Source organism: Pseudarthrobacter sp. NPDC058329 (assembly GCF_042879835.1).
GTDB lineage: Bacteria > Actinomycetota > Actinomycetes > Actinomycetales > Micrococcaceae > Arthrobacter.
In genome coordinates this window covers 66,356-80,272 of record NZ_JBHVZR010000017.1, presented here as the reverse complement: position 1 = coordinate 80,272, position 13,917 = coordinate 66,356, and the positions used below count along the sequence as shown (strand labels likewise).

The 13,917-nt window shown below is 57.6% G+C and carries 14 protein-coding genes; 7 read left to right on the top strand and 7 right to left on the bottom strand.

The annotated features are described in order from the left end of the window. Positions 1 to 369: 369 nt before the first annotated feature. The 3 genes from ACFVYC_RS18470 to ACFVYC_RS18460 all read left to right on the top strand — a co-directional run bounded on the left by ACFVYC_RS18470 (position 370) and on the right by ACFVYC_RS18460 (position 2,061). Positions 370 to 858: a hypothetical protein gene (locus tag ACFVYC_RS18470; RefSeq protein ID WP_387552969.1), complete on the top strand. Its 489-nt coding sequence runs from the start codon at positions 370 to 372 to the stop codon at positions 856 to 858. Positions 859 to 1,034: 176 nt separating this feature from the next. Beyond that, a complete protein-coding gene (locus ACFVYC_RS18465) occupies positions 1,035 to 1,346 on the top strand; it encodes a hypothetical protein (protein ID WP_387552967.1) in 312 nt (103 codons plus the stop codon). A gap of 70 nt (positions 1,347 to 1,416) precedes the next feature. Then, complete coding sequence (locus tag ACFVYC_RS18460) at positions 1,417 to 2,061, top strand: vitamin K epoxide reductase family protein (RefSeq protein WP_387553039.1); 645 nt, start codon at positions 1,417 to 1,419, stop codon at positions 2,059 to 2,061. 188 nt (positions 2,062 to 2,249) lie between these two features. On the opposite strand, the gene ACFVYC_RS18455 is transcribed toward ACFVYC_RS18460, so the two are convergent. Further along, positions 2,250 to 2,546, bottom strand: a complete 297-nt coding sequence (locus ACFVYC_RS18455) for a hypothetical protein (RefSeq protein WP_387552966.1) — start codon at positions 2,544 to 2,546, stop codon at positions 2,250 to 2,252. Positions 2,547 to 2,803: 257 nt separating this feature from the next. Between ACFVYC_RS18455 and ACFVYC_RS18450 the strand changes: the two genes are divergently transcribed. The 3 genes from ACFVYC_RS18450 to ACFVYC_RS18440 are packed head-to-tail and all read left to right on the top strand — an operon-like array spanning position 2,804 to position 4,739. Continuing rightward, positions 2,804 to 3,409 carry an RNA polymerase sigma factor gene (locus ACFVYC_RS18450; RefSeq protein WP_387552964.1) on the top strand — a complete coding sequence of 202 codons (606 nt, stop codon included), beginning with the start codon at positions 2,804 to 2,806 and terminating at the stop codon, positions 3,407 to 3,409. After that, a complete protein-coding gene (locus ACFVYC_RS18445; protein ID WP_387552962.1) occupies positions 3,406 to 4,071 on the top strand; it encodes a hypothetical protein in 666 nt (221 codons plus the stop codon). Before ACFVYC_RS18450 ends, ACFVYC_RS18445 begins: the two co-directional genes overlap by 4 nt. Before the next feature lie 32 nt (positions 4,072 to 4,103). After that, positions 4,104 to 4,739 (top strand): hypothetical protein, encoded by a 636-nt coding sequence (locus ACFVYC_RS18440; RefSeq protein WP_387552960.1) that lies wholly within the window; start codon positions 4,104 to 4,106, stop codon positions 4,737 to 4,739. Positions 4,740 to 5,820: 1,081 nt separating this feature from the next. Here the strand turns inward: ACFVYC_RS18440 and ACFVYC_RS18435 are convergent. Then, positions 5,821 to 6,327, bottom strand: coding sequence for a hypothetical protein (locus tag ACFVYC_RS18435; RefSeq protein WP_387552958.1), 507 nt, complete (start codon positions 6,325 to 6,327; stop codon positions 5,821 to 5,823). Positions 6,328 to 7,167: 840 nt separating this feature from the next. Between ACFVYC_RS18435 and ACFVYC_RS18430 the strand changes: the two genes are divergently transcribed. Beyond that, positions 7,168 to 9,399 (top strand): hypothetical protein, encoded by a 2,232-nt coding sequence (locus ACFVYC_RS18430; RefSeq protein ID WP_387552956.1) that lies wholly within the window; start codon positions 7,168 to 7,170, stop codon positions 9,397 to 9,399. Positions 9,400 to 9,651: 252 nt separating this feature from the next. On the opposite strand, the gene ACFVYC_RS18425 is transcribed toward ACFVYC_RS18430, so the two are convergent. The 5 genes from ACFVYC_RS18425 to ACFVYC_RS18405 form a co-directional block, all read right to left on the bottom strand. Then, positions 9,652 to 10,020, bottom strand: a complete 369-nt coding sequence (locus tag ACFVYC_RS18425) for a hypothetical protein (RefSeq protein WP_141002363.1) — start codon at positions 10,018 to 10,020, stop codon at positions 9,652 to 9,654. Next, the gene (locus ACFVYC_RS18420; protein ID WP_387552954.1) at positions 10,017 to 10,931 is read right to left on the bottom strand and encodes a ParA family protein; all 915 of its coding nucleotides are present in this window, start codon (positions 10,929 to 10,931) and stop codon (positions 10,017 to 10,019) included. The genes ACFVYC_RS18425 and ACFVYC_RS18420 overlap by 4 nt, the downstream gene beginning before the upstream one ends. 347 nt (positions 10,932 to 11,278) lie before the next feature. Then, positions 11,279 to 12,877, bottom strand: a complete 1,599-nt coding sequence (locus ACFVYC_RS18415) for a helix-turn-helix domain-containing protein (protein ID WP_387552952.1) — start codon at positions 12,875 to 12,877, stop codon at positions 11,279 to 11,281. A 376-nt stretch (positions 12,878 to 13,253) separates the two neighbouring features. Further along, positions 13,254 to 13,457 carry a hypothetical protein gene (locus tag ACFVYC_RS18410; RefSeq protein WP_012311495.1) on the bottom strand — a complete coding sequence of 68 codons (204 nt, stop codon included), beginning with the start codon at positions 13,455 to 13,457 and terminating at the stop codon, positions 13,254 to 13,256. A gap of 51 nt (positions 13,458 to 13,508) precedes the next feature. Beyond that, positions 13,509 to 13,811, bottom strand: a complete 303-nt coding sequence (locus tag ACFVYC_RS18405; RefSeq protein ID WP_387552950.1) for a winged helix-turn-helix domain-containing protein — start codon at positions 13,809 to 13,811, stop codon at positions 13,509 to 13,511. Between the last annotated feature and the right edge of the window lie 106 nt (positions 13,812 to 13,917).

Genomic DNA, 13,917 nt, shown 5'->3' with positions numbered 1-13,917 from the left:
ACACGAACTTCAATCTGGATGATCTGTCTTCTAATGTTCGTCTCAGCAGCCCTGCTGGTATCGGGCACGTTTATGGATCAGCTACGCAGCTAGCAAGCTAGTACTCGGTCGTCTAAGACGCGAGCAGCAGCAGTGAGGCTTGTCCTCAGGGTTCCTGGCATTGCGAATAGCCGAGGACCGGAGGCAGCATTCGCGCACAACTTCCCATACGGCCGACGGGGCGGCAAGCCACAATTGGTGAGCTCGCACAAAAAGCGTCCCGTAGAGGGTCCCCCAAACGCGGCGTAGAAGCGGCGCGGCTACATGGGCTTGGGGGCGACATGCAGCTGGGCCTCTGCGAGACGATTTGTCTACCGTTAGGGTGAGTCCATGATGAAGGTAATTTCGGCACCAGGTGACTTGGTTGTTGCCACGAGCGGTGGAATTCACGTCCGTTTCGCGGGGGTTGAGTCTACGGATCATCTGCCAAGCGTTCGTGAGGTAAAACCTGGTGATCGGGGCCTAAAAGTCAGCCTCGAGGGAATCCGTGGCCCCGAAACACAACGCCGGGATGCGGCGTTTGTCGAAGCTCGCCAGAACTGGGCTGATCAGTTGAGAACCAACGGTGCCGAGAGCGCAGGGCCAGCTCCCACCATGCCTGGCGTTGTGGTGCTACAGCCGATCCAGGTGGACATCAAAGACGACGCTGGAACGGAATACCGTTTCGTGGCAGGCCAAGCTGCTGGGGATGGGACTGAGTGGAGTGCGTCGTGGACCTATCTCCCAGAGCCGCCAGAAAACGCACGAAACCTCTATCTTGAGTTCTCGCTCCAAGAAGGCCAGAACCGCTGCAAGTCCCAGATAAAGCTGGGACTGTAACGCCTAATTCTAGGATTTTCCGCTCTGTCCAGTGAACTGTCCCGTAAAAGGTTCGGTTTACGGGACAGTCCTATAGGACGATCACAGCAGCGTGTGCCCCTTACCTTGGTTCTCCCCTTTGGAGCTCACTGTTTCCGTAGTATCGAGTAGTTCGCACATGACGTAGGGGGACGGTAATGAGCAGAACCATGAGCTGGGGGCTGGTCCTTGGCGTTATGGCCTTACTGGTGCTGGCCCTGATTGGCGTGGCCAGGACGCCTGTTGCTATTCCCGCCATAGCCCCTCCCAGCCACGGAGTCAGTACTGAGGCCCGGTCCTCCATTGCCAATTTCGGAATTGTGGCTGTCGCAGTTATCGGACTTGCCCATGCTTTTGCTGCTGACCGCTCCGTGGATCGTCGAGCGAGACTGTCTTCAAACGGAGTGCTCTGGATGGCCGGGGCAGGAATCGTCCTTGGCCTGATAGCTCTATTTTCTGCCGGGTTCTAGGACTCATGGCGTCCGCCTGGCTACTCACGAAAAGGAAACTATAGCTATGACCAGCAGCTCAGCCGAGATCATGGACGATGCTCAAGCCAGGAGCGCGCGTCTAAACACTCCGGTTCGATTCGGCCCGTCAACAATCAGGGATGTGCCCTTCGGCTGGCTACTCCTTATAACCGGTACCGTCGGTTGGATAGCTTCTGGCGTCTTGGTCTTGGAAAAGCTCGCTGTTTTGCAGGATCCAGATCATACGACCGTGTGTGACGTGAACCCTTGGATTTCATGCGGCCAAGTGATGCAAAGATGGCAGAGCTCGTTGTTCGGCTTCCCCAACATGTTCATCGGCATTGTGGCGTTCGCCGTCATCATTACCGTGGGCATGGCGCTGCTCTCCGGCGCCACCTTTGCCCGGTGGTTCTGGGCCGGCCTGCAGGCCGGTGTCACCCTCGGATTCATCTTTGTGGTGTGGCTGTGGTCCCAGGCCCTGTACGACATCCACATCCTGTGCCCGTTCTGCATGATCGTCTGGGCAGCCATGATCCCGCTGTTTGTGTGGGTGACCATCAGGAATATCACTGCCGGCATCATCCCTGTCCCGTCGGGTGCCGCCCGCATTTTGGGTGACTCCGGCTGGATCATCGTTGCCCTGCTCTACGTGGCTGTCATCGCCAGCATCTTCTTCGCCTTCATCCAGGTATTTGCAGGAACCTCTGGGTTCTGAAGGGACCGCAGCCGTAGAGCGCCATGCTTCCCGGCCCTTCTATGCATTGCCGGCTCGGGCTTCTAAAACCGGTCAAACCCTGCACCAAGCTGTCGCGCTAAAGGTTCCATAAACGCGGCGTAGAAACGTTGTGGCCGACCACCGGCTTAGGGGACGGTTCGATTGGCGACAGGGGCTGCATGCAGCCCCTACGAAAGGCGATTGGCGAATCTCTCGAATTTCTCGATGTCGTCGATTCCCAGAGCCCAGCAGAACCAGATGGCGGCAACGGCGATTAGCAGCACGATTGAGCTATTCGCGATCCTGGTCTGCGTCCGCGGTCGGGAAAAGATCGAGGCGCCGGCCGCTGCCGCAGTCATTGCCGGAAGGAGCACAGATACGGCCATTACCCACTGCCGCTCCGGGATCCTATCGCGGTAGTACCCGGCAGAATGGTCATCGGGGTCGTGGACGAACCCGGACGCGAGAGCGAGGAAGGTTGACACCAGCGTTAGACACAACAATAGGAAAGCCCAACCCAGCCATACATCCCCGCTCCAACGCTTCACCATGCCTGCCATAGAACCACGGGCCTGGCCGCCCCAAGAAACAAGAGCCCGCGATTCCGCCTACCGGGCCGGTGAGGGGTCCTCAAACGACGTAGACAGCTATCAAGGACCATGGTGACCGTTCCCCGGTATGTGTCGCTGAACACAACACGCAGTCGAGGGAACTTAATTCCCAGTGTCGGACACTACTAGGTATGAACCAAATGGGGGAACAGGATGCTGAGCTGTGGGAGAGGTGCGTCAACGGGGACCCTGATGCACTGGGAACGCTGTTCGAGAGACACTCAGACGCGGTGTTCCGGTATTGCCTCAGCCGCACCGGCTCCTGGCACGACGCTGAAGAACTCGTCTCGGTAACCTTCCTCGAAGCATGGCGGCAACGAAAGGGTTTGACTTTGCAGCGAGACTCGCTGCTTCCCTGGTTGCTGGGCGTGGCAACAAACGCGGCAAAGAACAAAGCCCGCTCCGCGCGCCGGTATGAACAGTTCCTGGGCCGGATCCCGCATTCACATGCTGCACCGGATCACGCCACCGCGGCCGACGAGCGGATTGACGTGGAACGGCAGGTGAAGGAACTTCTCCACGGTACCGCCGGTCTGAGCGCCGGCGAGCGTGACGTGCTGCTGCTATGCGTGATGAACGGCTACAGCTACGAGGACACCGCGGCCGCCCTGGACATCCCCGTCGGGACCGTCCGTTCCCGTGTGAACCGTGCCAAGAAGAAACTCCGTACCGCCGCACCCCATCTCTTGGGCCGAGACGATGACTCCCAAACAATCTTGGAATCGAGGCTGTCATGAATCTTTCGGACGTCCGCTATCCAGCCGACACCAAACAAGCCGTCCGCGACCTGCTCGTCCAGGAAGCAAGCCGGGAAAACAAGCGCGTCCCATGGTGGCGTAAACCCGCCGCCCTGACCTTCGCCGGGCTGGCCCTTGCCGGCTCGACCGCGGCCGGCGTGTACGTGGCCCTGGCACCGGTGGAGGACAAACGGGACATCCGCTGCTACTACCGTGCCGACCTCACCACCAACTATCCAGTCGAGACGTCCCCGGGGGAAACCAGGCCCCCGTACATCACCACGGGGATCTTCATCACCGGGTTCGACGCCAAGAACAATTCAAATCCGGACGACAGGAACGCCGGCATGCAACAGGTCAACGACCCCATCAACCAGTGCAGCCGGGTGTGGGATATGGGGAACATGCACCTGAAGGGCATCAACGACGATCTCATCCCTGACGACTTCATCCCACCTCCCTTTGGGGAACCCGCCGAGCGCACCTTGACTGAAGTGGTTACGGACCAGAACGGCAACCCTCTCTATCCCGATCCAGCGATTAGGGAGTTCGGCAACTACATACCGTTCCTCACAGAGTGCGTCGTGGACAACACCGTCGCCGTGATCCCCGGACCGGCTGAAGTGTGCGCACAACTGGGCATTCCCGCCCTCGAAAATTAGCCACGGACCACCGTGACGGAAACGAGCACTCCATGAACAAATCAACGACCACGCTGACCTTGGCTGCCGTCATCGCGGCAGCCGGTGTTTATGCCGCTTCGACCGCGCTGACCGCCGCTTTCGCAGCGCCATCGAATACCTCCCCGGTCAGCGCAGCACCCGCAACGCAAACAGCCGCCGCTTCTGTCGCCGTGGAGGACACCCGTGACATCCGCTGTTACTTCCGGGCCGACCTGCACCGGACATACCCCGCGCCCAACTCGCCAGGGGACAACGTGCCTCCGTACATTTTGACCGGTCTCATGGCCAGCGGCTTTGACGCGAACACCAATCCAACCCCGGAGGACCCCAAAGCCGGGCTCTTTCACATCACCGACCCCACAGCCAGTTGCGCGGACCTGTGGGACCGAAACCTGATGAATCTGGGCGGCATCATCGACGACGTCATTCCTGAAGACTTCATCGGCCCGACCTACACAACACCTGAATGGAACGGGAAGGACCGGGACGCCGAAGGTCGCCCTCTGGTTCCGTCAGGCCCGGCCGTCCACGTCCCAGGACACTACGTCCCGGAGCTCACGGAGTGCGTCGTCGACGGTACCGTCAGTGTCATCCCCGGCCCGGCGGACATCTGCGCCAAGCTCGGGATCCCCGCCCTGGCTAAATAGGAACTCGGCCAGCGCTCTTGCGTCTTGTGTGTCTCGTATAGGGTTCCTCCAAGGGGACATTGAATCCCCGGCGCAGTGCATCCGTTACGTGTCCTGTTGCCCGCTGGCCGTCCCACGAAACAAGTCCCGCGATTCCGCACACCGGGGCTCCTTGAGGGTTCCCCTTGCGGGTCGTCCGAGGGTTGTGAGACGACGGCCGGTTGAAGTTAAGGCCTTCCATATTCGGGGTACTCGGCGCACGGCAGCTCCAGCAACCTAGATCTAGCCCTGACGCATAACTGTCCGGCTCGCGTGGTCAATTGCTGAAAATCCGAGGGAACAGCAGAACCACATCATTGCCACGGCGAGCAGGAGGACTAGGGATGATGCAATTATCCTGTACGGGTCTCGAGGGATGAGGAAAATTGATCGCACTGATCCCGCTGCGGAAAGGGCTGGAGCGAACAATGCTCCTACGAGTGCCAATTGACGCTGCACCAGCACTGCTTTGTAGTTGGTCGTGGCATAGTCATCGGCGTTAAAATCCAGCCACACAGTCATCGCGGCGAGTGTTGATAACAGTGACAAGCCCAACAATGCACACGCTACGGCAAGCCACTTGTTGCCGCTCCATCGCTTCCCCGTGCCTGTAGCCGTCAAAGGTGCGCTATGTGTCCGAGCCACTAGTCCCCAATCCATCGTGATTCGCATCTATAAGGTAGCCCCTGTGCCCCGGCGACAGGGCCGGGAGCAAGGAACAGCCTCCGGGCACCCGAAGAGGCTATCTCGGACCTTACCGGGAAAGGTTCTGCCGAGAGGAGCGGTGAGGGATCCCCTAACGGGCGCTTTGGTGGAATCACGGCCGGCGGTTGAAATGTGCTCCTACCGATGAATATGCGCATCAGCGAAACAGCGCCAGCTCCACCACATCATGAGGCCTCATGGCCGTGGGGCAACTAGAGAGACGCTGCCCAATGGCGTAGGAGCGGAACCGTTGACGCGGGAGGCGCGCGTGGCATCCCCATCGACAACACGGAGCATGCGTTAAGGGAGTAATACTCCAACTGGCTTGTAACTTTTCTTCGATGAAGCGTCTTGGTTGCTACTTGTGTGAAAAAGTGACGCTATTTCCACCGAGGCCATCGATGCGGACTTTGAAGGTAGGTTCAGAAGCGTCGTTGAAATTCCAGCCACTTCTCATAGTTGAGCTTTGTCCTGGTTCAAGTTTTGCATCCCAGTAGGCTTCCACTACGTCATCCTGAACGGAACGGACATCATAGTCGCCATCCTTAGCACTGTTGGCGACTAACTGGACGTCACTAGGTCCCAAGATGGCCTCTTCGGACAAATTCTTGATGGTGATATCGAAGTAAAGGTTGTCAGCACCTTTCTCTTGTGTACCCCCAAGCGTCGTGATAGCGATGTCTGCGTCTTTCCCAGGCTCGAATTCTTGAGGTTCTTGCACCGTGATCTCGAGCAAAACCTGATGGCCACTACGTCGGGAATCTTCATATATCGCAGTTCGCCCATAAAAGCATTTGCCGAAGTTCTCATCGATGTTGCAAGTCGTGTCTTCAACTTTGGCTTGTGGCTCAATAGCTGTGACCACAGGAGCAGGAGTCGGGGCTCGGCTGATGGTGTCGTTGCCTCAGGCGGAGCGGTCTGGGCTTGGGTTTCTACGACTAGGGACGGGGTCGGCGACGGAAGCGCCTCTGCACTGCTGTTTGAACTACCCTCTCCCCCGAATGCACTGGCGATGAGCGATCCGACGATGAGGAGTGCGAGCAGACCGCCACCCGCCCCTATCAATTTCCACGGAGTCTCCGGTTTCGGGCGCCGGAAGGTCAGCTCCGACCGCACTGTCCCCTGTTCCTGAGAGACGAACTCCCAACCCTCTTTCTCTAGCTTGGTTCTAGTCCTGGCCTCCAAGCCGCGAACCGTCTTGACGGACCTCGTCTCGTACTTCACACCTGTTACTGCCGTCATGTTGCTCCCTATTGGCCTGGACATCAAGCACCCTTCGAGAGCTTAGAATGGCGCGACGGTGTCTCCAAAAGCGCCGCCCTGCATTTCACAGCGGAACCACTCCCCGGCCATGGCCGGTTAGGCCTGTCTCAGTAGTTGAGCCTTTGCCGAGAGAGAGGGTGAGTGAAAGTCGAGACTCCTACGGAGCGACCACCGGCGACCCTCATCTACGGGAATCTCCGCGATGAGACTTTCTGGACCTTGAAGCTGAGGCCAGCACGGCTGTCTACTGCATTCCACCGAGGGGCACCACGGCGGAAGTAGCCCAATGAGGGCTGGCACCCGAGATCTAGCTAAGATCCAGAAACGATCCGAACGTCGCTCTTTCACGTCCGGGGCCGACTCTAGTGGAGACGTGATGGAAACCGCACAATTGAGGCGCGTTGCCGAATCCGCCCCGTTGGCCATCTGCCAAACTTGTCTAATGCGTAACTGGCGGTCATTGACTGATATCGACTTTGAAGAAATTGCTGCCGATCTTCTCGCTGCCGAGTTGGGAAGACCGGTTGAGCGGTTCGGCCGAGGGGCCGACGGGGGTGTGGACCTGCGCTGGAAAGAAGTAAGCGGAGGCCTCGGAATTGCGCAGTGCAAGCATTACATGGATTCCACCTTTGCTCAATTGAGGGCCTCAGCAAAGAAGGAGGGGCCCAAAATGGCTAAATTGAAGCCGCATCGCTACTTATTTGCTACGTCACAAATGCTAACCGGGAGTCAGAAGGACCTAATCCAGAGTGACCTCTGTGAATGGATCCAGTCTGCTCAGGACGTCTTGTCCGGTTCCGACCTCGATCAGATGCTTGACCGACATAGAGTCGTAGAGCGGAAGCATGTGAAACTATGGCTGTCAACCGGAACTGAGCTGTTTTGGGCAACCCACTCTGATTTGCTGAACCGTTCTGAGGCGCTTCGTCGGCGAATAGACCGGACTATCGGGCAATACGTAGGTTCTAAATCATTTGAAGAGGCAAGTGATATTCTCGAGCGCGAAAAAGTTTGCCTTATAGCGGGTCAACCAGGTATCGGAAAAACGGTTCTATCGCACATGCTACTAGCAGACCATATGACCCGTGGATTTGAAATAATAGAGGTCTCAGCAGATATAGATGAAGCATGGTCAGCTTTAGAATCAAGTCGAGCTCAAATATTTTTTTACGACGACTTTCTGGGGCAACTCTCATTCTCAGAGCGCATGGGGAAAAACGAGGACGCACGGCTGGCAGACTTTATCGACCGCGTTCGCGAGCTGAAATCAAAACGCTTAGTTCTCACAACCCGAGAATATATTCTCCGTGACGCTGAGCGGGCCTATGCAAAGATGAGTTCGATTAACAAGCGGGGAAAATATACCCTCGAACTCAGCGATTACGGTAGAGATGACAAAGCAAGAATACTCTACAACCATCTTTGGAAGTCGGGCATCGACCGCTCATCCCTACTGGCGTTAGCTGACGGGGGGTGGCGACGCATCGTAGACCACCCCAATTACAGTCCTCGATTGATCGAGTATGGTGCCCGAATTGATGCCGCAAACGGGTCTGGATCTTCGTGGATTGATCAGTTTATCGCTGCCCTAGACGATCCTTCGACCTTATGGACCCAGAGCTTTGAAGTACATTTGACGGAGACGGAACGGGCACTTCTTTATGTACTTGCCTCGTTCGGGGCATCTGTTGAGGTACCAGCGTTGCAGAAGGCGCATCGACACCTATGCGACTCGCTTGCAGTTTCTAACTCATCCACTGAGTTTCGCCGGGCGCTCGATACGATGGAAGGCACTTTCCTCCGGTTTGACAAAGATCATCGTGGCGTCGTGGTGTCATATGACAATCCTTCAATCATCGACTTCGTACTCAACGCGCTTCGACGTGAGCCTGAGCTGCAAGCCAGCCTGCTGCGGGCGGCCACCCACTTCGAGCAAGTTGAAAATCTATGGTCTCGTACTGCCGCGTCGGTAACGGTCCTCGACCGGGCGTCATCGAGCCGAACCCGAGACAGAGTTTTACATGAGTCGGTCAACAAGCAGTACGCCAAAGCGATAAAGCGGACCTTTTCATCAAATCCCTTACAGCCACGATCGAACTACTACGAATCGACCATACAGAGCCGTGAAGAGCGACTCGCATTCATATCTAAACTTCCTATGAAGTGGCGGCCAAAGAATGCTTGGGTCCGATCTGCGGCCAAAAGCTTGGTAAAGCGTTGGGAACGTGGCAAGGGCGATAAGACGGGGGCTTACGAACTGATTTTTGGAGATCGTTCTATCCGCACGTTATTCCCCGAGCGCGCTGAGAATATCTTGGAAACGTGGATTAAGACGACTAATTCGGAAACAACCGATTGGATACTTCTCGGGCGACTACTCGGCCAGGCCGGCTCGTACCCTTACGATCGGGACTTTGCGGACAAGTTTCGGGAGCATGTGCATGCAGAACTAGCAAGGTGGCACCCAACGCCGCCCTACCTTGACGAACTCGCGTCACTTAGCGGAGATTTCGGAACGTCAGATCTCGATGAATACATTGAAGAAGCTATGCGGTCCGATAGTGAGCGGGATGAGATGGCCGCAAATGAAGCTCAAGATCGGCAGCAAAAGAACTTGTCAAAACGCCAAGACGAGAGTGACGAGTCAATTGAAAGATACTTTGATCACTTTTAGCTTTTGAGATCCTAGGGCCCCAGTTAGAGGACCTTCACTTGAGCGATATCGGCAATGTGTACCGCAGAAGCACCGGCACCATGCTCGGTCGGCATTGTCGTGGAAGCCGCGGCAGCCCGCTGACTGTTTTCATGGGCGGAAATTGGCCGCGCGGTCGGCATCAGTCGACAGTCTGCACATGAAGGCTGCGCCGATAAACAGTAACTCCTGCCAAGACCCACTCCCCCGGGGGCGTCATCTCTTACTGCCTGTTCAGCCGTCCTTAAGCCGTCGGCCACCGGGGAGCTTCTCTCCCCAGGATGGGTACATTTCGCCCTGGTTGTGTTCGGCTTCGCGCCGGGCGGTTTCCGCTTCAATGGCCTTAGCCACGAAATGGCTCCACGTGTTGTCCCCTTCGGTGTAGCTTGTCGCCTTGTACGCGGCCCGCGCACGATTGCGGAGCGCGGCGGGGATACTCACCGTCATATTCGTTGTTTCAGTATCCTTAGGGTCTGCCTGCTTCGGCGTCTCCGGCCGATGTCCCGGCAGCATCCGTGCCAAGGGGGCGGCTGCGGCAGGTGCGGCGGCGCGCTTGGGCGGCAGTCCGAGTACGGGCCGGCTGGGTGTGGGGTCTGCGCTCACGCGTTGATCTCCTGGGATTCTGCGACGGCGATGCGTCGTGTTACTTCCAATGCGACTGAATGAAGATCCTCGGCCACGCTTGACGCCGATTTCGGCCCTGCATGCCCGGCTTTGGCTTCCCCGCGGAGAACCTCCCACCACTTTGGTCCTTTGCTAAGTTCCCGTTCGAGCTCGTGGGCTAGCAGTCCACGCTCCCGACACGCCTGAGCGGTTGCCTCTGCATGGCGAATAGTCATCGGGAATAGCACTTCATCTGTGCCAAAATCCGCAGTGAGGTGGTCGCGAGTGACTTTGTGAACTTGCTTTGAGTTCGTGCCTGTCCCGACCAGGACAACGCCCAGTAGATCCAGGGACGGATTAAGTCCGACGACACTGTCCATGCGTGCTGCAACCGCAGCAACACCTTTGCGGCTAGACATATCGGTCTTTAGCGGCACCACCGCGTACCGTGCAGCTGCCACAGCTGCCGCCTGCAGCGGCTCGTTCCCTGGCGGGCAGTCGAGCAGGACGAGGTCGTACTCCCCTGCGACGTTGGCAAGCAGTTTGGCCAGGGCTAATTGTGCTGCGTCTCGGTCTTTCTGGGCCTTGGCGCCGAGGAATGCAGCAGCGTCGTCCAGTTGGGGTCCTCCAGCAATGACGTCCAAATTGGGCCGAATTCCCATCAACAGATCCGGCTCTGCCCCAAAGCACAGCGCAGCTGCCAAGCTCCTGCCACCATCCCCTTGGTCGGCATAGCCAAGGTCCTCGGCCAAGTTGCCTTGGGGATCCAAATCGACGAGCAAGACGCGTGAGCCAGCCTCGGCTAGAAGTCCGCCCACGTTGGCAACCAAGCTGGTCTTGAAAACCCCGCCCTTACCGTTGATAACAGCGATGACACGGCTGAGGGCACCGCGGTCCAGATCGAGTTTCATCGAGCTCCCCTTTCAAAAGTGGTTCCAGCGTACCCAGCAACGCTGCTTTTACTTGGGAAGCTTGCTTCCGTGTCTTCGCTTTATTGGCTTTTTTTTTCACTTGTGAATACTGTAAAGAGGTTTAATAAAGCGAAGCTGGTGAAGAAAGTGAACACTACGTTTCCATGTAACCCTGTTTCTCTTGATTCGCTGTATTCCCTTGTAAACAAAGTAAACGACAGGGCAGAGCATGCTGTGTTCGCTACTCGTTCGCCTCCGACCAACTGCACGAGTGCCCTAACGGCGATGCATGTTAGGAATTTCTAAACCAGCAAGACAGAGTGCGTGAACAACCCCTCTACGGTCGTTCACGCCGCCAACCATAGAGCCGAGTCGCCAGGCGGTATCCAATGCTCTTCGCGTTCAGGATCGTAAAAGTCAGCCTCATCCATCCGGTTGTCGTCCATGAACCGGTCCAAGTAAGCGTGCCAGGCAGCGCGTTCAAGCCGGTTCCGGCTAATCTGGGCCTGGTAGTCCTCAATTGCGCCGAGGCGTTCAGCCAGGGCACGCAGGTTGGTCGTGGCGGTAATTTTCCAGTGCCGGCCGTCCCGATGGACCATTCCCAGGCTTTCCATGGTTGCAAGGGCTTTTTCGACGGTTGAACGGCTGATTCCGCTACTTCGTATGAGCTCTGCGCTGGTGGGGGAGTGCCGACCCCGCTCTATAGTCTCGTAGACAATGGCTGATGCGTCACCGAGGGCCCGGAATACGGGCCGTATGGAATGGATCTTGCCCTTTCGCCACGTGAGCTCACGGGCCAGCTGCTGGTAGTGCTCCGGTAACTGGATGAGATACACGTCTGCTGCTTTGTAGCGGGCGTCAGCGACCTTGGTGAGGATGCCGTCGGAGGCTTCGACCAGTGCCGGCAGGAGTCTGGCAATGGTGACGTGGTGCTTCCCCATTGCTGCGGCCAGGGTGCGGCATCCAACGTCGAGGATGTCTGTTTCTTTCGTTCTCATGTAGGCAAGCAGTGCACGGATGAGAAAGCGAAGACTGAGGCCTTCTCGACCACGATCCTTGAGCTTGTGGTCGAGTACCGCGTAGAGCACGTTTTCTAGATCGCTGACGAGTTGGTGGATGGCAGATGTGCTGAGGTTGGATGCCCCCCCTGTGGGTTTAGTGGGGCTTGTGTTGTTAATAAGGGCATCTTTTCCCCGTGGTTGGTGGGGCTGAGTTTTTGTCCATGCCTCGGCGTTGGCCCATTCCTGCCTTATAAGCCGGTTCTGCTTCACGGGCGTGCCATAGAGTGCGGCCAGGCCTGGGAACTGGCCGGTCAGTTCGTTTTGGACCTGGTCGAAGGTCCAGCCGCACGCGCTGAAGTGGTTGAGGACGGCCATGCGCGCCTCTGAGGGGCTCTTGTAGCGTGCAGTGTCGTACAGGCCGGTGCGAGCGGTTCGGCGCAGCGGGGTTTCACTGCCAGTGTTGACCTGCGGCAGGTGAATAGCCGCCGTCCGTTGCGCGGCTGCTGTTTTTGCCTGACGCGCTTTCAGGGCATGGTTTCGGGCCAGTTCCGGAGCTAGTCCGGTATGGAGGGCAGCGATAGCTGCGGCTGGGTTTCTGCGTCGCAGGACGTCGTATGCGTGGGATAAGGGAGTGATGAGTACCTGGTGGCCGCCGCTTTTGTGGGCTGACCCAGGGACGCGGATACATCCGTCCGTGACGTTTTGGTGGGGGCTGGGGTCAAGGCTCGCCGCTGTCAGAGCCAGGGCTTCCACGAGTTCGCGGGCCTCGGATGCATCCAATCGTTCCTGCAGCGGGATGTAGAGGTGGCGGCCGCCGCTGGGGGAGAAGTCCTCTACAAAGGTCACACCGCACGCGCTGAGCCTGTTGCGCAGGTTTGCGGCATCTGAGTCGACGACGGCTTTAAGTGCCTTGCTGGTGTCGAGGTCCAGACACAATGTGGCCACGCTGCCATCTGCCCCGTGAACCATGACAGCTGCCGGACGTGCCGGCAGCGCAGGTGTGATTCTGAGTAAGGAATTGGGTCGGGGGTATTGGAAACGGTCACCTATCCATCGGCCAAGACGGTATGACGCTTGGCCGGCGATAAGCGGGGCCAGCACCCAAGCCTCGGCAGGCGTGACTTGACAGCCGACACTGCTGGTGGCGTGCGTTGACGCGGATGCTAAAGGCGGTACGATAAGACCAGTTCCTTCCTTGGGGGGTACGACAAGATCCACCCACTGGGTGGGTGTTGGATAAAGTTCAGATCGTCGTCCGCCAAGATTTCGGATCTGAACTACATACGTTTTGAAGGCCCGCCTTTGTGCGGGCCTTCAGTTTTTAACTTGCCTTAGCGATAGGCAAAGCCTCCTGGCCATCTAGTGCGTCGAGGTCGATAGTTTTCAGGTGGTCATGCAGCAGCCGCGCAAGGAGCTCGGAGCGGCTCTCGGACGTAATCTCAACAACCCTGTTGAGCTTCTCGGCATCCGCCCGCGGAATCTTAGATGTGACGGTCTGACGATCGCCTTTATGCATCCGTGCCATGGGTCCTCCTAAGTCGGGTACTGAGCACTAGCCAATAGCAATCCGATTGCCTTAAGTGGGACCCGGTTTTTTCGGCGTGTCGCTATGCCCCTGTATGTAGGAGGCGTTCTTTTCGACTGCTTCAGCCAGGACGTTGGGCTTGATCTTGAAAACGACATGATGCCCCTGTCGCGGGGGCTTCACACTGGCCTTCACAGCCTTGAGCTCTTCCAACTGTTCAAGGTGCCGTTGAACTGTTTGGTAGCGGGTTCCGATAGCAGCCGCTATCTCACCGGAAGTTGCGCCATCCGGGTGCTGGGAGAGGAAGCGCAGGATCTCTGCCCGCAACTGGGGGATACCAAGGATTTCGGTCATCGTCGCGAGCTTCTTTGGCATCGGTGAGCTGGGACTGACATAGCGCGGCATCCTCCTATTTTGTCCTACGCAACCTCGCGACCAATGCTAATGCATTAAATGCACT